Here is a 17,801-nt window from a genome sequence, read left to right as displayed (position 1 = left end):
CCGCCGGTGCGGCTAAAACGGCGGGGTGGTAGCGGCCGGTGATCAGCAGCGCCGACGACCGGGCGAGGCGGGCCGCGGCGCGCGGGTCGCCGGTGGGGATCACGCGCGACGTGGTGGTCATCTGCGCCCGCACCTCATCGTGCAGCACGGCGTCGCCGCGCGCCGGACCCGCGGGGTCCAGGGGGCCGAAGTGCGCATGGAACGCGACCGGCTCGCCGGTCAGCTCGGCCGACCGATCCACCAGGCGAGCGATGCGGGCAACGGTCTCGTCGCGTGGAGCGCCGCCGAGGCTGAGCGAGAGGCTCACGAGCACTCCGGAGCGCGGGGCCGAGGCATCCGCGTCTTGGTCTTCGCGGGGATCGCGGTCGCCCAGGAACGACGCATCATCGACGCCCAGGCGCGCCTCGACACCGAGCTCCCGCGCCAGAGCGAGCGAGGTCGTCTCGCGGACCCCCACAAGGTGTGCATTCTGCAGGGCGCGCGACAGCAGCGTTCGGTCGTGCGCGCCGAGATCCGGACCGAAAGTCTGTCCGGTGACGACCACCGGGCGCCCGAGTTCGCCCGCGATAGCGGCCAGGGTCACCCGTTCGTAGATGTGCACCGGCCAGCGCGAGGCGAGGTTGCCGCCCCCCGCGACGACGACCCCGTCTGTACCGGCTATCGCTTCGATCACGGCCCGGGCGGGGTCGTCCGTCCCGAGGGACGACGGATGCCTCGCCGCAGCCACGACCTCGCGCATCCGGTCGTCCGCATCGTCGCGTGAGAGTCCCGTGAATCCGATGCGGGGGACCGCCTCGACCCCGTAGCGCTCGGCCGATTCGCCGGGCTCGGCGGACACCGCGACGAGCTCGACACCGCGAGCACGCATCTCGTCGCGGAGAGCCTCGAACATCGCCTCGTCCCCGATGTGCATCATGCCGTCTGACACGCCGATATCGCCGATGGAGAGAAGCCGGACGAGCACCGGAGCCTAGCCTCCCGGGTCACGCAATGCCAACCGAACGCGATGTCACCGACGGGGGCTACGATCGGCATGCGGCGGGGTTCGGACGGACGTTCGCGCGCGCGAAGGAGACGACGATGGGCATCCAGACGGCCATGGACGCGGTGTATGCCGCGCCGGGAATCGTGGACGCCATCCGGCTTGCAGACGATGTCGCGTTCGAGGCCGGCCGCGACCCGGGGGTACGCACGCTTCGTCTGCTGGCGAAGGCCCTCGCGAGCGATGACGATGTCGCGGCGATCACTGCCGTGCACGCCCTGGCTGAGATGTACGACGAGCAGGCGGCACGGGCCCTCAGCGGTCTGCTGTCGGACGAGCGCGGTTTCGTCCGCGAACACGCCGCGTGGGCGCTCGGTGCGGGTCTGCCGCGCTTCGACGCGATCGGGCGTCTGCTCGGGATCGTCGCAGCGGGCGGCTTCTCGGGCATGCTCGCACAGCGGACGCTCGAGAACTGGTCGATCACGGTCGGAGAGTCGCTCGCGGTGGCGATCGAGTCGGCACTGCTCGGGATTCAGGATGCGCCGTCCCGCACGCGCCTCGTCGAGACCCTCGGCCTCGTGCGGGCACCCATCGCGGCACGAACCCTGCTCAGTTGCGCCAGCGACCCGCACGAGGCGCGTACGGTGCGAATCGCGGCCGTGGCCGCGCTCGGCCAACGCGCACACTCGCCCGAGGCCGCCTCGCTGCTCGATGGCCTGGCCGATGGTGAGGACGAGCTGGCGGATGCCGCGCGGCTCGCCCTCGTCGACCTCGCCGCCGCACGCACGGCGGTCGGCCCTGCCCGGAACGGCTCTGCGCCCACCCCCGGCCCGCTCACCGTTGCACAGCTCTTCCTTCACGCCGACATCGAACCGTCGCTCACGTCGGCCGGCGTCGGCGACAACGGTGGCATCGCGACGCTGCTCGTGCGGCTCGGCGATGCGCTGGTCGCGGATCCCTCGACCGGGGTCCAGCGCGTCGTCACCCTGTCGCGGGGCCCGCGCGAGCGCGCCGTGATCGATCTGGGCGTCATCGGCATGGACCGCGACGGCCACGTCTACGGACGCGTACCGCTGGCCGAACAGCCCGTGCCGTCCGCGGCGGCGTGGTCGCTGCGCGTGACCGCGCGCCGTGGCATCCGACGCATCCTCCGTGCCGCCGGGCGCATCGACGTGCTGCACCTACGGATGGCGGACGTGGGGAGCCTCGCCGCAGCGGATGTCGCGCGCGAGCTCGGCATCCCGGTCGTATTCACGGTGGCCCCCGACCCGCACGCGGTCATCCAGTCGATGGACCTCTCGGGAACGCTGCACCGGTCGGACTTCGGCGAGGTCGACATGCGCGAGCATTTCTGGTTCCGCGCCCGGCTGGTGCAGAGCCTCGCCTCGAACGCGGCGCACACCGTGCTGTTTCCTCGTCCGAAGCTCGAAGAAGACATGCGGCAGCTGGTCGGCATCGACATCGCGTCGCACCCCGAACGGCACACGATCGTCGCCGAGGGGGTCGACCTCGAGGTCGTCGAACGCGCCGTCGCCGAGGTGCGGTCCTGCTCTGGCCAGGACTGTCCGCCGGAGATCCAGTCGCTCCGAGCCATGCTCGAAGAGTTGCCCGCCGAGCGTCGCGGGCTTCCTCTGTTGGTGAGCGTCGGGCGACTGCATCGGGTCAAGGGCATGGCGACCCTCGTTGAGGCTTGGGCGAGCGGGCCGCTGGCCGACCGCGCGAATCTGCTCATCATCGGCGGTGACCTCGAACGCCCGTCGCTCGATGAACGGGAGCAGCTGGAGCGCATCGCGCAGATCGTGCCTGACGAGGACCGCGCCGCGCGCGGCCTCGTGTTGGCTGGGCACCGCTCGAACGACATCGCGGCGCGCTGGCTCGCTGCCGTCCGCTTCGGCCTTCCGGGCCTCGCGGCCGAGGGCGGCGTCTACGTGTGTGCGAGCGTGAAGGAAGAGTTCGGCATCGCCCTGCTCGAGGCCATGGCGACCGGCTTGATGGTCGTCGCACCCGACGGTGGCGGCCCCGCCACCTACGTCACGCGCGGCGACACCGGCGTGCTGACGCAGACTTGGGACGTGGCGCAGCTCACCCAGGCGATCGCTCAGGCGCTCGACATTGCCGCGGAGCACGACGAGTCCCGAGCCGCTCGATCGCACGACATGGTCCGTGATCGATTCACGATTCAGGGCATGGCTTCGGCCCTGGGCCCCGTCTACGGCGGCGTCGCGCGCGAAGAGGCCGAGCTGATCCGGGCCGCGGGGGTCCTCGGGTGACGCTGCTCGTCATCAGCCCCGACTACGCCTCGCATCTGCTTCCCCTCGCGACCCTGGCAACGCGGTGGCGCGATGCGGGCGAGCGCGTGGTTGTCGCGACGGGCCCGTCGACGGCGGGGATCGTCGCGGACTTCGGGCTGGAGCGGGTCGATCTGACCCTGGGCCGGGGCTCGAACCCCGGGGTGATTCGTGCGGAAGAACAACCGCGCGACGAGGGCGCGTCTTTGCGCGGATTCTTCGACGCGACGCGCCGCGGGATGACGCAGACTCTGCGTTACCAGGCCCAAGAGCGGCTCACGGACTTGATGTGGGACCCGGTCGGCCGGGGTCGACGCGTGCTCGAGATCGTCGACCAGGTCCGCCCCGATGCGATCATCGTCGACCATCTGGCCTTCAGTGCCCGTATGGCGTTGCAGACCGCGGGTGTGCCGTACGGCGACGTCGTGCTGGGGCATCCGAGTGCGCTTCCGGTTCCGGGTGAGGTCTACGGATACCCGCCGTTCTGGCCGCGGGCTTTCGCCCCGTCGCAAGAGGATCTGGACGAGTTGCGCGAACTGTGCGACCGCGTGGCCGCGGGTTTCACGGGGGAGTGGAACCGTGCTGCGCGCGAACTGGATAGCCGGGCCGCCGACGTCGATGACGCATTCGCGACACACGGCGGCACCCACGGGGGCACGGTCCTGTACAACTATCCGGCCGAGCTGGCCGCGACCGAGGGACGGATGCTCCCGCCGCACGCCTTCCTCGGATCGACGCGCCGCGAAGAAGACGTTGCTCCCGACATCCTCGAGTGGATCGCTCGCGACGAACCGTACGTGTATGTGAGTTTCGGGAGCTTCCTGTCCGTTCGGGACGACGTGCTCGCGCGCGTTGCAGAAGCGCTGCGCATCCTGGACGTGCGCGCCGCGATCGCGACGGGTGCGACCCCCGCTGAGGCACTCGGAGACGTGCCGGACGGATGGCTCGTGCGTCCCCATCTGCCGCAGATCCGGCTCCTGAAGAGCGCGGCGGTGGCGGTGAACCACGGCGGCAACAACTCGGTCACCGAGGCGCTCGGGAGCGGCGTGCCGATCCTCGTCCTGCCCTTCTCGACAGACCAGTTCGCCGGCGGCGCGACCATCGAGCGCGCGCGGGTCGGTGTCGCCCTGGACCCCAACGCCGCGAGCGTCGAGGAGCTGACCGACGCGCTGCGCCTGCTGCTCGGCGAAGACGGAAACGGAGACGGCGCGGAGGGGGCTGCCGTCGACCGCGGCCTGTTGCGGCGGATAGCCGAAGGACAGGCGGCTCGGCCCGGGCCCGAGGTCGCCTACGAGGCGCTGGCGGGCACGCGTTCGCTCACGAGCGAGCGCATCGCTTCGGGGTCACCCGCCGCCGACCGGTAGCGCTCCATCAGCGCAGCGTTCGCGTCGAACCGGGCTCCGGCTCGGGTCTCGGCGACGTGATGCAAGGCGTACACGCGCCCTTCGTGGCGCTGGGGCGGGCTGCCGAGGAGGGTCTGGTGCGCGAGGTTCCACGCGGCATCCTCGTACCCCCACCCGCGGAATCGTTCGTCCTGACCGCCGTGCCGCTCCCACGTGCGCGGCGTCGTGACGTACACGCCTGAGCAGGCGCCAAGAACGAGCTCGAAGTCGCATTCCCGGGGGTCGGTGCCCGCGAGGTAGTCGGCCGTGCCGTTGGCGCCGAGCCAGTGGTACGCCGTGTACGGCAGGTGCACGAGCCCGCTCGTGCGAGCCGCTGCGATGGCTTCGCGGAGTGCCGCGGGCTCGGGGATCGTGTCGGCGTCATTGATCACGACGACGTCATCCGGCTCGGCCTCGGCGATGCCGCGATTCCGGCATGCTGCGAGCACGAATACGTCGTCGTCCGTGTCCACCGTCTGCACCGTGAATTCCGGGAACTCGCGGGCGTACCAGCTCGTCAGAGCGTCGAAAGCGGTCACGCGAGAGGGCGCGGGGCGCCACGGGATGATGACGGAAACGGCAGACACGACGTTCAGCCTAAGCGTGTAAATCTGAAAGGAAAATAACGCCGGATTCCGCGCTCCGTGCCGTGAGATCGCCTTCGCCCGGTCGTGCTTCCTTTCAGATTTACGTAGCGGCGGCGCGCCGCGGAATCACAGTGTTGTGATTCCGTTATGCGATGGGCAATAATGGGCCCACAACCGAACAGCAGTCGCCGACACACGTGTCACAGGTCGTAGGGGAAGACGTACCTGAAGAAACGGAAGTGGAAATGGCGACATCATCGGCGCGCGGAGTGATCTATGTCCACTCTGCGCCGCGGGCGTTGTGCCCGCACCTGGAATGGGCTGTCGGGCGTGCGCTCGGTCGTGCCGTGAATTTCGAGTGGGACGAGCAGCCGGTACTTCCGGGCGCCCGTCGTGCCGAGTTCTACTGGGAGGGCCCCGTAGGGACCGGCGCAGCGCTGTCGTCTGCGATGCACGGGTGGGAGCACCTCCGCTTCGAGGTGAGCGAAGATCCCACCCCGCGTTCCGACGGTGGGCGCTGGCTGCACACGCCCGACCTCGGCATCCACTACGCACAGACCGACGCGGCCGGCAACGTCGTCATCGGTGAAGATCGCATTCGATACGCCATGGAGATCGCTGCGGGTGACGCCCGTGAACTTCAGCGGGAACTGGGCGTCGCGCTCGGACAGGCCTGGGACGACGAACTCGAGATCTTCCGTCACGCGAGCGACCAGGCTCCCGTGGTGTGGCTCCACAAGGTCGGCTAGCGGCGCCTCTACAATCCAGACATCCCCACACTCGGACCGAACCCATCGTCCGCGCTCGCGCGGCCTGTTGGCTGGGTCAGGATGTGGAATCCCCCTCTGGCCCCGCGGTCACTGAGCTTGTCGAAGTGACTTGTTGTGCGCCCTTCGACAGGCTCAGGGTGCGAGCCCGAAGCTCGGGGAGCGGAACGCGCCCGCTCAGTTCGTCGAGAACGCCACCACGGCGTTGTGCCCGCCGAAGCCGAACGAGTTGCTGATCGCCAGCTGGTCGCCCGCGCCGAGGTCCTGAGGTGCGCCCGAGATCCGGAACGGCACTTCGGGGTCCTGTGTGGTGAGGTTGATCGTCGGCGGCGCCTGGCGCTGACCGATCGCGAGCACCGTGAAGATCGCCTCGAGCGCTCCGGTACCACCCAGCAGGTGGCCCGTGGATGCCTTCGTTGCCGAGACGGGGATCTCGTCCACACGCGGCCCGAACACGGCCTTCAGAGCCTGGTACTCGTTCGGGTCGCCGACGGGAGTAGAGGTGGCGTGCGCGTTGATGTGGGTGACGTCGTCCGGGGATGCACCGGCCATCTCGAGCGCCATCGTGACCGCTCGGGCTGCACCGCGGCCCTCGGGGTCGTTGGCCGTGATGTGGTACGAGTCCGCCGTGACGCCGCCACCGACGACGTACGCGTAGATCTTCGCGCCGCGCGCCTTAGCGTGTTCTTCGGTCTCGAGAATCAGCGCACCGGCGCCCTCGCCCATGACGAAGCCGTCGCGGTCGATGCTGCCCGGACGTGAGGCGGTCGCCGGGTCGTCGTTCCGGCGTGAGAGCGCCTGCATCGACGCGAAAGACGCGACGGTGATGGGGTGGATGGCCGACTCGGTGCCACCCGCGATGACGACGTCTGCGAGGCCGTCCTGCAGGTGTTCGACGGCGTTGACGATCGACTCGGTGCTCGAGGCACATGCGCTGGCGACGGTGCGGGCGAAAGCGCGAGCACCGAAGTGGAGCGACAGGTTGCCGGCCGCGGCGTTGGGCATGAGCATCGGCACCGTCATCGGCATGACGCGACGGGGTCCCTTCTCGCGCAGGGTGTCCCATGCGTCGAGGAGTGTCCACACGCCGCCGATACCGGTGGCGAAGTCGACACCCAGGCGTTCGGGGTCGACCTCGGGTGCTCCGGCGTCGTCCCAGGCCTCCATGGCGGCGACGAGGGCGAACTGCGAGGCCGGGTCGAGCCGCTTCGCGGTCGGTCGCGGTAGAACCTCTTCGGGGCGCACGATGGCCTCGGCGGCGAACGTGACGGGTAGCTCGTACTTCGCAACCCACTCGTGCTCGAGTGTGCGAGCGCCGGACACTCCGGCGAGAAGTGCGTTCCAGCTGTCGGGGGCGGTGCCGCCGAGCGGTGAAGAGGCACCGATCCCGGTGACGACGATGCGCTTGGTGGTCATGACACGAATCCTCAGGCGTTGCTGTCGCTCTCGGGGGCCCACAGGCCCCCGAGAGGGTGGATCAGGACTGGTTCGACGTGATGAACGTCACGGCGTCGCCGACGGTCTTGAGGTTCTTGACCTCGTCGTCGGGGATGGTGACGCCGAACTTCTCTTCTGCGTTGACGACGATCGTCATCATCGAGATCGAGTCGATGTCGAGGTCGTCGGTGAAGGACTTCTCGAGGGCGACGTCGTCGGCCGAGATGCCGGTCTCGTCGGTGATGAGCTCAGCGAGCCCGGCAAGCACCTCATCGGTGGAAAAGGCCATGGTGTCTCCTTGGTTCTGGATCTAGATGGGGGTCTGGAGTCGTGTCGGCGACCGCGAATCAGTCTAGGGCGGCGATCCGCCCGGTCACGGCAGCACCACGACCTGCGCGCCGAACACGAGGCCCGCGCCGAAGCCGATCTGCAGGGCGAGTCCGCCGCTGATCTCGGGGTGCTCCTGCAGCAGGCGGTGCGTAGCGAGGGGGATGGATGCCGCCGAGGTGTTGCCCGTGGTCTCGATATCGCGGCCGATCACAACGGTCTCGGGCAGCTTCAGTTGCTTGGCGAACTCGTCGATGATGCGCATGTTCGCCTGGTGCGGTACGAACGCGGACAGATCGGATGCTTCGACCCCGGCTGCTTCGAGTGCCTGACGCGCGACCTTCACCATCTCCCACACGGCCCAGCGGAAGACCGTCGGGCCCTCCTGGCGAAGCGTGGGCCAGGCCGCGAGTCCGTCGCGGAACTCGATCAGGGTGTGGTCCATGCCGACGGCGTCGGCCTTGGAGCCATCCGATCCCCAGATGGTGGGTCCGATGCCGGGGGTGTCACTCGGGCCGACGACGACCGCGCCGGCTCCGTCACCGAGCAGGAACGAGATGCTGCGATCGGTGGGGTCGACGACATCGCTGAGCTTTTCGGCCCCGATGACGACGGCGTAGCGGGCGATGCCCGCCCGGATCGACGCATCCGCCTGTGCGACGCCGTACGAAAAACCTGCGCAGGCCGCGTTGAGGTCGTAGGCGGCCGCAGGGTTCGCGCCGACGCGGTCGGCGACGACGGCCGAGATCGATGGCGTCTGCCGGGGGTTGCTGATCGTGGCGACGATCACGAGGTCGATGTCTTCGGGAGCGACGCCGGAGGAGGCGATCGCCTCGGCGGCCGCGTCCGTCGCGAGGTCGAGGGCGCTCGTGCCGGCTTCGGCGCGCGTGCGCGTGATGATGCCGGTGCGCTGGCGGATCCACTCGTCGCTCGAGTCGATCGGCCCGACGAGGGCGTCGTTGTCGACGAGCAGTTCGCCGCGGGCGGCACCGTACGCGTAGATGCGCGTGTGGGCTACACCCGTGGTCTGAGTCAGCGGTGCGGGCGAGATCATGCGTTGTCCTTCGAGAGCAGTTCCACGGCCGCATCGAGGTCGTCGGGGGTCTTGACCGCCACCGACGGGATGCCGCGGAGCCCGCGCTTGGCGAGCCCGGTCAGTGTACCGGCGGGGGCCAGTTCGATGAGGCCCGTGATTCCCGCGTCGGCGAATCCGGCCATGCAGAGGTCCCACCGGACGGGCGAGGCCACCTGGCCGACGAGCAGGTTGATGGCCGTGGTACCGGAGATGACGACCGAGCCGTCGTGGTTGGTCCAGAGGGCGAGTTTCGGATTGCTCGCCTCGACCGTGTCGGCGGCGGCACGCAGCCGTTCGACCGCCGGTGCCATATACGACGTGTGGAATGCCCCGGCGACTTGGAGAGGGATGACGCGTGCGCCACGGGGAGCGTCGACGGCCAATGCCTCCAGTGCAGCGGGCGCCCCGGCGGCGACGATCTGGCCACCGCCGTTGAAGTTGGCGGGAGTCAGCGCGAGTTCTTCCAGACGGGTGAGCACGGCCGCCTCGTCACCGCCGACGACGGCGCTCATGCCGGTCGGCTCGAGGGCCGCAGCATCCGCCATCGCGCGTCCGCGAATACCGACGAGGTTCATGCCGTCGTGAGCCGAGATGACACCGGCGATCACGAGCGCGGCGATCTCACCGACCGAGTGGCCCGCGGTTCCGGCCGGTGCGGACGGTGTGCGCTGCTCGAGCGCAGACCATGCCAGCAAGCTGGCGGCGACGATCAACGGCTGCGCGATGCGGGTGTCGCGGATGGTGTCGGCATCGGATTCGGTGCCGTGGCGGATCAGGTCGACCTCAGCGGCGTCCGAGAATGCGGCCAGCAAATCTCGCGCGCCATCGAGGTCCAGCCACGGGGAGAGGAATCCAGGAGTTTGAGAGCCCTGACCCGGGCAGGCTACGACGATCACTCACCCAGTCTGTCAACTAGACCCAGGTCGGTCTTGGCGTGGTCCTACGAAGAAACCGCGGAACGTTTGTGCGTGGCTGACACCTGAGGGCGTCTGCGCGTGTCGGTCGCCGCGATCTGACCCAGAATCAGGGCCGACTGCAGGATCAGCGCTTCGCGGGCGCCCGTGGCGTCCCAGCCGATGACCTCGCTGACCCGCTTGAGGCGGTAGCGGACGGTGTTGGGGTGCACGAAGAGCTCACGCGCCGTCGCCTCGAGTGAGCGTCCGTTGTCGAGGTAGCTCCAGAGGGTCGTGACGAGATCGGGGGAGTGCGCCTGCAGGGGCCGATAGATCCGCTCGACCAGCGTTTGCTTCGCGAGCGCATCGCCGGCAAGGGCGCGCTCGGGCAGCAGATCATCGGCCTCGACGGGTCGAGGAGCGTTCCGCCACGCACGAGCCACGGCGAAGCCCGCGAGAGCCGCGCGGGCGCTCGCGCTGGCATCGACGAGCGCCGGCACGGCCGGGCCCAGGACGAGGTGTCCCGGACCGAACCCGGGCTCGAGACGCGTCGCGATCTCGGGAAACGGCAGGTCGGGCGCCGGCTCTTCACCGCGGGCGACCGAGTCCGAGCGGCCCATGACCAAAACGAGCCGCGAACCCTGCACGCCGATCAGCACGTCGACGCCCAGCTTGCGGGCGATACGGCGCAGGTGGTCGACGTCGAACTGCGAGGGTGTCGTGCCGACGAGCACGCAGACTTCGCCGTGACCGTGCCAGCCGAGGGCTGCGATGCGGCTGGGCAGCTCGGCATCGGCCTCGCCGGTCAGGATCGAGTCGACGACGAGCGCCTCCAGCCGCGCGTCCCACAACCCGCGCGCTTCGGCCGCCCGGGCGTAGACATCCGCTGCCGCGAAGGCGACATCGCGCGAATACTTCAGGATCGCCTCGCGGATGCTTCCGCCCCGGCCGGTGACGCGTTCTTCCGTGACCTCGACCGTCACGCGGATGAGCTGCAGGGTCTGCTGCAGGCTGACGCTCCGCAGCAACTCGCGCGGGGCCGCGGCGAAGATGTCCGCCGCGATCCACGGGGTCGACTCAGGGTCTTCGTACCACTGGATGAAAGAGGTGATGCCCGCCTGAGCCACGAGGCCGACCGCGGACCGCCGCCCCGGCGGCATCTCGCGATACCAGGGCAGCGTGTCCTCCAGCCGGTTCAGCGTCGCCGTGGCGAGGTCGCCGGAGATGCGCCGCAGCCAGGTGAGGGTCGCCGCCTTCTCGTCGGCCACCGTCTTGGCGATCGCCGCTTCCTCGTCGGCGCCCGTGGTCCCCGGCACGCCGGTCAGCTCTCGCCGCCGGCGTTCCCGCTCGTTCCGGCGGTCACGTCGAACAGGCGGTACTTCTCGATCGCCTGGGCGACGAGCGACCGGTCGACGGCGCCCTGCTGCGCGAGTGCCTGCAGCGCTCGCACGACGATCGAGGGACCGTCGATCTTGAAGAAGCGTCGAGCAGCGGCACGCGTGTCCGAGAAGCCGAAGCCGTCGGCGCCGAGCGTGTAGAAGTCATGCTGCACCCAGGGCCGGATCTGGTCCTGAACGGCGTGCATGAAGTCGCTCACGGCGATGACGGGGCCGGGTGCCCCGGCGAGCTTCTCGGTGATGTAGGCCGTCTTCGGTTCTTCTTCCGGGTGCAGGAAGTTGTGCTCGTCGGCGGCCAGGCCGTCGCGGCGCAGCTCGGTCCACGACGTGACGGACCAGACATCCGCCGCCACACCCCAGTCGTCGCGCAGCAACTGCTGAGCTTCCTTGGCCCACGGCACACCGACGCCCGACGCGAGCAGCTGCGCGCGTGCGCCGTCGCCCTCACCGGTCGAGATGCGGTGGATGCCTCGGACGATCCCATCCACGTCGACACCCTCGGGCTCAGCGGGCTGCACGATGGGCTCGTTGTAGACCGTCAGGTAGTACATGACGTTCGGGTCGGGGTGCTGACCGCCGTACATGCGCTCGATGCCCGCGCGCACGATGTGCGCGATCTCGTAGCCGTAGGCAGGGTCGTACGAAACCGTCGCGGGGTTCGTCGAGGCGAGCAGGTGCGAGTGTCCGTCGGCGTGCTGCAGGCCCTCACCGGTCAGCGTGGTGCGTCCGGCGGTGGCGCCGACGACGAATCCGCGGGCCATCTGGTCGCCCGCCGCCCACTGGGCGTCGCCCGTGCGCTGGAAGCCGAACATCGAGTAGAAGACGTAGACCGGGATAAGCGGCTCGCCGTGGGTCGAGTACGACGTGCCGACACCCGTGAACGCCGCGAGCGCGCCGGCCTCGTTGATGCCGACGTGCAGGATCTGTCCCTGCGGGCTCTCCTTGTAGGCCAGGAGCAGCTCGCGGTCGACCGACGTGTAGTGCTGGCCGTTCGGGTTGTAGATCTTCGCGGTCGGGAAGAACGCGTCCATGCCGAACGTGCGCGCCTCGTCGGGGATGATCGGCACGATGCGGTGGCCGAAGTCCTTCGAGCGCAACAGGTCCTTCAGCAGACGGACGAAGGCCATGGTCGTGGCGACTTCTTGCGTGCCCGAACCCTTCTTGGGCATCGTGTACGCCGAGTCGTCCGGCAGCGTGAGGCCGACGTGGGTCGTGCGTCGCTCGGGCAGGAATCCGCCGAGGTCGCGGCGACGCTCGAGCAGGTACTGGATCGTCTCGTCCTGGGCGCCCGGGTTGTAGTACGGGGGCAGGTAGGGGTTCTCTTCGAGCTGGCCGTCCGAGATCGGAATGTGCATCTCGTCGCGGAAGTGCTTGAGGTCCTCGAGCGTCATCTTCTTCATCTGGTGCGTAGCGTTCCGCCCCTCGAAGTGCTTGCCGAGGCCGTAGCCCTTGATCGTCTTGGCGATGATGACGGTGGGCTGACCCTTGTGCTCCACGGCCGCCTTGTACGCGGCGTAGACCTTGCGGTAGTCGTGTCCGCCGCGCTTGAGGCCCCAGATCTTCTCGTCGGAGTAGTCCTTGACCAACGCGAGCGCGCGCTCGTCGCGACCGAAGAAGTTCTCGCGAACGTACGCACCGTTCTCGGTCTTGTAGGTCTGGTAGTCACCGTCGGGGGTGACGTTCATCAGGTTGAGCAGCGCGCCATCCGTGTCGCGTGAGAGCAGGTCGTCCCACTCGCGACCCCAAACGACCTTGATGACGTTCCAGCCGGCGCCGCGGAAGAAGCTCTCGAGCTCCTGGATGATCTTGCCGTTACCGCGCACCGGGCCGTCGAGGCGCTGGAGGTTGGCGTTGATGACGAAGGTCAGGTTGTCGAGGCCCTCGTTCGCCGCGACCTGCAGCTGTCCGCGGCTTTCGACCTCGTCCATTTCGCCGTCGCCAAGGAACGCCCAGACATGCCCGTCCGAGACATCCTTGATGCCGCGGTTGGTCAGGTACTTGTTCGTCATCGCCTGGTAGATCGCGTTGATCGGTCCGAGACCCATCGACACGGTCGGGAACTGCCAGAACTCCGGCATCAGGCGCGGGTGCGGGTACGACGGGATGCCGTTGGGCGCCGCGGACTTCTCCTGGCGGAAGCCGTCGAGCTGGGCCTCGGTCAGGCGGCCCTCGAGGAAGGCGCGCGCGTAGGTGCCGGGCGAGGCATGACCCTGGATGAAGATCTGGTCTCCGCCTGAGGGGTGGTCGTGGCCGCGGAAGAAGTGGTTGAACCCGACTTCGTAGAGCGCGGCCGACGAGGCGTAAGTGGAGATGTGCCCGCCAACGCCGATGCCGGGGCGCTGAGCGCGGTGCACGGTAACGGCGGCGTTCCAGCGGATCCAGGCGCGGTAGCGGCGCTCGATCTCTTCGTCACCGGGAAACTCGGGCTCGTTCTCGGGCGCGATGGTGTTGATGTAGTCCGTCGTCGGCACCATCGGGACGCCGAGGTGCAGATCATGCGACTTCTTCAGAAGGCTGAGCATCACCTCGCGTCCGCGGCCGTGGCCCTTCGCGTCGACGAGCTGCTGCAGGGATTCCTGCCACTCGGAAGTCTCTTCCGGGTCGCTGTCGGCGGCGTTCTGCGAGTAGGGATCCTGGTCGTGAACAGTCACACGTGACCTCTCTTCGTGCCGGCAGATCGTGCCGGGGGAGTCTTGGCAGCGGCGTCTCGGCTTGTGGGCCGGGCGGGAACGCACACCTCTCTCAGCCTAGTCAGTTCCCGGCATCCCGCGCCCGTCCCGCGGGACGTCGTGCTGCGCGGTCTGCGGCGATGGGAGGATGACGGCATGACTCTCGAGATCGGCGACCAGGCTCCGGACTTCACGCTTCTGACCCGGGCGGGCGAGCCGCTCACGCTCAGCGAGGCCTGGCGCGAGTCGCCGGTCGTGCTCGTGTTCTTCCCTCTGGCTTTCTCGGGGCGGTGCCAGGGCGAGCTGTGCGAGATTCGCGACAACATCGCGGTTTTTGAGGATGCCTCGGTGCGCGTCATCGGGATCTCGGTCGACAGCCACCACGCGTTGCGTGCCTGGGCCGAGCAGCAGGGTTACGGCTTCGACCTGGTGTCGGACTTCTGGCCGCACGGCGAGGTCGCGCGGGCGTATGAGGTGTTCCTGGCGGATCGCGGCATCGCGACGCGGGCGAGCTTCTTGATCGACACGGAGGGTGTCGTGCGGTGGTCGGTCGTGAACGACCCGACGAGCCCGCGGCCGCTGTCGGCCTATCGCGAGGCGTTGGCCGCGTTGTGATCCTGGTTCGGGGTTGTGGGGGCTCGATCTTCTAGACTGGCCCATGAGGGCCTTTAGCTCAGCTGGTAGAGCGCCACGTTTACACCGTGGATGTCGTCGGTTCGATCCCGGCAGGGCCCACCTAGAAAACACAGGGATCCCGGGGTTTCATTCACTCTCAGGTTTCTTAGCGCGGTCCCCCCGCGGTCCCCTGGCACGGCTTTACCCGCCCCCGATGACGCACCGGGTCAGGACAGCGATGCCGCGGGCCCGGGACAGGCGTGTCAGAGCTGTGTCTCCTTCTGGGTGACGGGCGCTTCGGCTATCCAGCTGCGCAGCATGTTGAGCGCGTCCGCGGACGATGAGCCGGGTTCGGTGAGGTAGGTGGTGAGGCGGATATCGGGCGCCGAGGGAAGTGTGAGTGATTCGAACCCGAGGGTCATCTCGCCGACGACGGGGTGATTGATCCGTTTAGAACCGGTGGTGTGGGTGCGGACGGTGTGGCTGCCCCACCAGGTGCGAAATTCTGTGCTGCGCGTGGCGAGTTCGCCGACGAGGCCGGAGAGTGCCTTGTCAGAAGGGTCGTGCCCCGCGCGCAGGCGCAGTGAGGAGACCATCTCTCGGGCGATCGTCTCCCAGTCGGCGTAGAAGTCTCTGGATGCCGGGTCGAGGAACAGATACCGGGCAGAGTTCACTGGTGGCTGACCCTCGGGAAACATGAATGGCAGAAGAGCGCGAGCGAGCGCGTTGGCCGCCAACGGTGTGCCGAGGGTGGAGAGTGCGACTGTCGGCACGTCACGCATGGTGTCGATGAGTTGGACGATCCTCGGAGGCACTGGGGTCTCTCGTCTAGCGCGTGGTGCTCGGACGGGTCCGGTCGCTGCCCGGGCGAGGTCGAAAAGGTGCTGTTGTTCGGCGTCGTTGAGCTGGAAGGCGTTCACGAGCGCGTAGAGCACGCTCTCCGAGACGCCGCCGAGGTCGCCACGCTCCATCCGCGTGTAGTACGCCGTCGAGACGCCGGCAAGCTGCGCGACTTCTTCGCGACGCAGACCAGGTACGCGTCGCTCTCCTGCGAAGACGGTCAGACCGGCTTTCTCGGGGGTGATGCGTCCGCGGAGTGCGGTCAGGAATTCCTGAACCTCGTGCCTGGTGTTCATATGTCCGACGGTAGCCCGCGCTTCCGCGCCGCGGGAGTCCCTGTCATTCACCCCCAGCGCGGCAGTATCAATCACATTGTGGGGGTGAATGCTAGGGACTCTCACCTCGTTGTTGGCGGTGCTTAGCGTGGAGGCATGACCACTTCAACGATCACTCTGAACAACGGGGTCGAGATCCCCGCCATCGGCCTCGGTGTCTTCCAGACCCCGCCCGAGGAGACCGTCGCCGCTGTCGCGACCGCGCTCCGCACCGGATACCGCCACATCGACACCGCTGCCGCCTACGGAAACGAGAAAGAGGTCGGCCAGGGCATCCGCGAATCCGGCGTTCCCCGCGAAGACATCTTCATCGAGTCCAAAGTGTGGATCAGCGACTACGGCTACGACGAGACCCTCCACGCGTTCGAGAAGAGCGCCGCGAAGCTGGGCGTCGACCAGATCGACCTGTTCATCCTGCACCAGGCGCTACCGTCCGAGTTCGACAAGACCATCGCCGCGTACAAGGCGCTCGAGCAGCTCCTCTCCGATGGGAAGGTCCGCGCGATCGGTGTCAGCAACTTCATGCCCGAGCACCTGACCCCGCTGCTCGAGCAGACCGACATCGTGCCGGCGGTTAACCAGATCGAGCTGCACCCGTACTTCCAACAGAAGGAGCTTGTCGCGTTCCACCAGGAGCACGGCATCACTACCCAGGCGTGGTCGCCCATCGGCGGAATCACCTCCTACCGGGAATCCGCGAAGCGCAGCTTCGACGAGCCCGTCATCTTGACGATCGGTGAGAAGTACGGCAAGTCCGCCGCGCAGGTGATGCTCCGCTGGCATATCCAGAAGGGCGTGCAGGTCATCCCGAAATCGACCAAGGCGCACCGCATCGCGGAGAACTTCGACGTCTTCGACTTCGAACTCACCGCCGACGAGATCGCTCAGATCGACTCGCTCGACACCGGCGTCCGCGGTGGACCCGAGCCCGACTTCATCACCCTCGAAAACTTCGGAAAGCCGATCCCCGAGGCGTGATCCAGCTGCGGGCGCGGACGACCCGAACGTTCGCGCCCGCTTCGCCCGACCTGGTCGAGAAGGAACGAATGAATCGCCGCGACTTCCTCGCCGCCAGTGCTGTGCTCGGCGGCACAGTGCTCGCCTCCGTTCTTGCCGCCTGCACTCCGAATCGGGAGACCACCGTGACCACGCCGACCCCGACTGCAGAACCGACCGATGCTGCATCGTCGCCCGGTGCCGGGGGCCGGGTACTGCTGGCCTACTTCTCCCGCCCTGGCGAGAACTATTACTACGGCGACCGCATCGATCTTGAAGTCGGGAACACTCAGATTGTCGCGGAGATGATCGCCGCTGTGACCACTGTCGACGTTTATCGGATCGAAGCCTCCGATCCGTACCCGGACGACTACGAAGAGACCGTGCAACGGAACGTGCGGGAAGAGAACGACGACGCCCGCCCCACGATCGCGAACCCCCTTCCCGACGTCACCGGCTACGACGTCATTCTGCTCGGCAGTCCCGTGTGGAACGTGCAGACCCCGATGATCATGCGCACCTTCGTCGAAGGCGTCGACTTCGCCGGGAAGATCATCCACCCGTTCGTCACGTACGCCGTGAGCGGTATGGGACGCGTCGACAGCGACTACGCAGATCTCTGCCCCGATTCCACGATCGCCGAAGGCCTCGCCGTGCAGGGCGAGACCGCCGCACAAGCCCAACCCGACGTCGAAGCCTGGCTTCGACGCATCGGACTCTGAACGACCCACGGGAGAGAACCACCATGACCGATCACGCCCTCACCGTCCTCATCGTCGGAGCAACAGGGAGCATCGGGCAGCACGTCGTCGAACAAGCCGTCCAGGCCGGGCATCACACTAGAGCGCTCGTCCGCGACAGCAGCAGGGCCCGCGACCTCGCTTCCGGAGCCGCGGCAGTCATCGGAGACCTCACCGATGCCGGCACGCTCACTGAAGCCGTCGCCGACATAGACGCCGTTGTCTTCACTCACGGCAGCAGCAATGAGCCCGAGGCTGTCAACTACGGCGCAGTGCGCAATGTGCTCACCGCTCTGAATGGCCGCCCGGTCCGGATCGCGCTGATGACGACCATCGGAGTCACCGCTCGCCGGGAGACGTCCGAATGGAAGCGACGCGGCGAACGCCTCGTCCGCGCCAGCGGCAACACGTACACGATCGTTCGTCCCGGCTGGTTCGACTACTGTCCCGCGTCAAGTAGTTGGCAGGGAT

At 68.1% G+C, this 17,801-nt stretch carries 16 protein-coding genes and 1 tRNA gene; 8 read left to right on the top strand and 9 right to left on the bottom strand.

The window, feature by feature from the left end; genetic code table 11:
• The coding region (locus tag MIC448_RS05595) for a polysaccharide pyruvyl transferase family protein (RefSeq protein ID WP_036297177.1) at positions 1–964 on the bottom strand (964 nt) is incomplete at its 3' end.
• A 26-nt stretch (positions 965–990) separates the two neighbouring features.
• Between MIC448_RS05595 and MIC448_RS05590 the strand changes: the two genes are divergently transcribed.
• Both MIC448_RS05590 and MIC448_RS05585 read left to right on the top strand, forming a co-directional pair.
• Complete coding sequence (locus MIC448_RS05590) at positions 991–3,252, top strand: glycosyltransferase (protein ID WP_199484410.1); 2,262 nt, start codon at positions 991–993, stop codon at positions 3,250–3,252.
• Complete coding sequence (locus MIC448_RS05585) at positions 3,249–4,634, top strand: glycosyltransferase (RefSeq protein WP_036297175.1); 1,386 nt, start codon at positions 3,249–3,251, stop codon at positions 4,632–4,634. The genes MIC448_RS05590 and MIC448_RS05585 overlap by 4 nt, the downstream gene beginning before the upstream one ends.
• Here MIC448_RS05585 and MIC448_RS05580 read toward each other — a convergent pair.
• Complete coding sequence (locus MIC448_RS05580; RefSeq protein ID WP_036297173.1) at positions 4,559–5,239, bottom strand: glycosyltransferase family 2 protein; 681 nt, start codon at positions 5,237–5,239, stop codon at positions 4,559–4,561. The genes MIC448_RS05585 and MIC448_RS05580 overlap by 76 nt on opposite strands.
• Positions 5,240–5,484: 245 nt before the next feature.
• Between MIC448_RS05580 and MIC448_RS05575 the strand changes: the two genes are divergently transcribed.
• Positions 5,485–5,988: a DUF3145 domain-containing protein gene (locus tag MIC448_RS05575; RefSeq protein WP_036297171.1), complete on the top strand. Its 504-nt coding sequence runs from the start codon at positions 5,485–5,487 to the stop codon at positions 5,986–5,988.
• 195 nt (positions 5,989–6,183) lie between these two features.
• Here the strand turns inward: MIC448_RS05575 and MIC448_RS05570 are convergent, their stop codons facing one another.
• The 6 genes from MIC448_RS05570 to aceE form a co-directional block, all read right to left on the bottom strand.
• Positions 6,184–7,422, bottom strand: coding sequence for a beta-ketoacyl synthase (locus tag MIC448_RS05570; RefSeq protein WP_036297169.1), 1,239 nt, complete (start codon positions 7,420–7,422; stop codon positions 6,184–6,186).
• A 61-nt stretch (positions 7,423–7,483) separates the two neighbouring features.
• Positions 7,484–7,732, bottom strand: a complete 249-nt coding sequence (locus MIC448_RS05565) for an acyl carrier protein (RefSeq protein WP_036297167.1) — start codon at positions 7,730–7,732, stop codon at positions 7,484–7,486.
• An 84-nt stretch (positions 7,733–7,816) separates the two neighbouring features.
• On the bottom strand, positions 7,817–8,824 hold the full coding sequence (locus tag MIC448_RS05560) for a beta-ketoacyl-ACP synthase III (RefSeq protein ID WP_036297166.1): 1,008 nt from the start codon (positions 8,822–8,824) through the stop codon (positions 7,817–7,819).
• Positions 8,821–9,741 carry an ACP S-malonyltransferase gene (locus MIC448_RS05555; RefSeq protein WP_036297165.1) on the bottom strand — a complete coding sequence of 307 codons (921 nt, stop codon included), beginning with the start codon at positions 9,739–9,741 and terminating at the stop codon, positions 8,821–8,823. Before MIC448_RS05555 ends, MIC448_RS05560 begins: the two co-directional genes overlap by 4 nt.
• Before the next feature lie 44 nt (positions 9,742–9,785).
• On the bottom strand, positions 9,786–11,054 hold the full coding sequence (locus tag MIC448_RS05550; protein ID WP_373457222.1) for a PucR family transcriptional regulator: 1,269 nt from the start codon (positions 11,052–11,054) through the stop codon (positions 9,786–9,788).
• 5 nt (positions 11,055–11,059) lie between these two features.
• Entirely contained in the window at positions 11,060–13,786 is a 2,727-nt protein-coding gene (gene aceE / locus MIC448_RS05545) for a pyruvate dehydrogenase (acetyl-transferring), homodimeric type (RefSeq protein WP_036297163.1), read from the bottom strand.
• A 174-nt stretch (positions 13,787–13,960) separates the two neighbouring features.
• Between aceE and MIC448_RS05540 the strand changes: the two genes are divergently transcribed.
• Together MIC448_RS05540 and MIC448_RS05535 are read left to right on the top strand one after the other, a co-directional pair.
• Complete coding sequence (locus MIC448_RS05540; protein WP_036297161.1) at positions 13,961–14,419, top strand: peroxiredoxin; 459 nt, start codon at positions 13,961–13,963, stop codon at positions 14,417–14,419.
• A 47-nt stretch (positions 14,420–14,466) separates the two neighbouring features.
• A tRNA-Val gene (locus MIC448_RS05535) sits at positions 14,467–14,539 on the top strand.
• A 143-nt stretch (positions 14,540–14,682) separates the two neighbouring features.
• On the opposite strand, the gene MIC448_RS05530 is transcribed toward MIC448_RS05535, so the two are convergent.
• A complete protein-coding gene (locus tag MIC448_RS05530; protein ID WP_036297160.1) occupies positions 14,683–15,555 on the bottom strand; it encodes a helix-turn-helix transcriptional regulator in 873 nt (290 codons plus the stop codon).
• A 135-nt stretch (positions 15,556–15,690) separates the two neighbouring features.
• On the opposite strand from MIC448_RS05530, the gene MIC448_RS05525 reads away from it, so the two are divergent.
• From MIC448_RS05525 to MIC448_RS05515, 3 genes are all read left to right on the top strand, one after another.
• Positions 15,691–16,572, top strand: a complete 882-nt coding sequence (locus MIC448_RS05525) for an aldo/keto reductase (protein ID WP_036297158.1) — start codon at positions 15,691–15,693, stop codon at positions 16,570–16,572.
• A gap of 68 nt (positions 16,573–16,640) precedes the next feature.
• The gene (locus MIC448_RS05520; protein ID WP_036297179.1) at positions 16,641–17,312 is read left to right on the top strand and encodes a flavodoxin; all 672 of its coding nucleotides are present in this window, start codon (positions 16,641–16,643) and stop codon (positions 17,310–17,312) included.
• A gap of 23 nt (positions 17,313–17,335) precedes the next feature.
• Positions 17,336–17,801: NAD(P)H-binding protein (locus tag MIC448_RS05515; protein ID WP_036297156.1), on the top strand; the 466-nt coding region annotated here is incomplete at its 3' end.

It is taken from the genome of Microbacterium sp. C448, assembly GCF_000582705.2.
GTDB lineage: Bacteria > Actinomycetota > Actinomycetes > Actinomycetales > Microbacteriaceae > Microbacterium > Microbacterium lacus_A.
The sequence above is the reverse complement of the archived record's forward strand: the minus strand, read 5'-3'. Positions and strand labels throughout refer to the sequence as shown.

Excerpts from the sequence above, each read along its gene's own strand:
- MIC448_RS05560 (WP_036297166.1), bottom strand. The coding sequence starts at position 8,824 with ATGATCTCGCCCGCACCGCTGACTCAGACCACGGGTGTAGCCCACACG.
- MIC448_RS05575 (WP_036297171.1), top strand. The coding sequence starts at position 5,485 with ATGGCGACATCATCGGCGCGCGGAGTGATCTATGTCCACTCTGCGCCG.
- MIC448_RS05590 (WP_199484410.1), top strand. The coding sequence starts at position 991 with ATGCCAACCGAACGCGATGTCACCGACGGGGGCTACGATCGGCATGCG.
- MIC448_RS05570 (WP_036297169.1), bottom strand. The coding sequence starts at position 7,422 with ATGACCACCAAGCGCATCGTCGTCACCGGGATCGGTGCCTCTTCACCG.
- MIC448_RS05565 (WP_036297167.1), bottom strand. The coding sequence starts at position 7,732 with ATGGCCTTTTCCACCGATGAGGTGCTTGCCGGGCTCGCTGAGCTCATC.
- MIC448_RS05520 (WP_036297179.1), top strand. The coding sequence starts at position 16,641 with ATGAATCGCCGCGACTTCCTCGCCGCCAGTGCTGTGCTCGGCGGCACA.
- MIC448_RS05525 (WP_036297158.1), top strand. The coding sequence starts at position 15,691 with ATGACCACTTCAACGATCACTCTGAACAACGGGGTCGAGATCCCCGCC.
- MIC448_RS05530 (WP_036297160.1), bottom strand. The coding sequence starts at position 15,555 with ATGAACACCAGGCACGAGGTTCAGGAATTCCTGACCGCACTCCGCGGA.
- MIC448_RS05540 (WP_036297161.1), top strand. The coding sequence starts at position 13,961 with ATGACTCTCGAGATCGGCGACCAGGCTCCGGACTTCACGCTTCTGACC.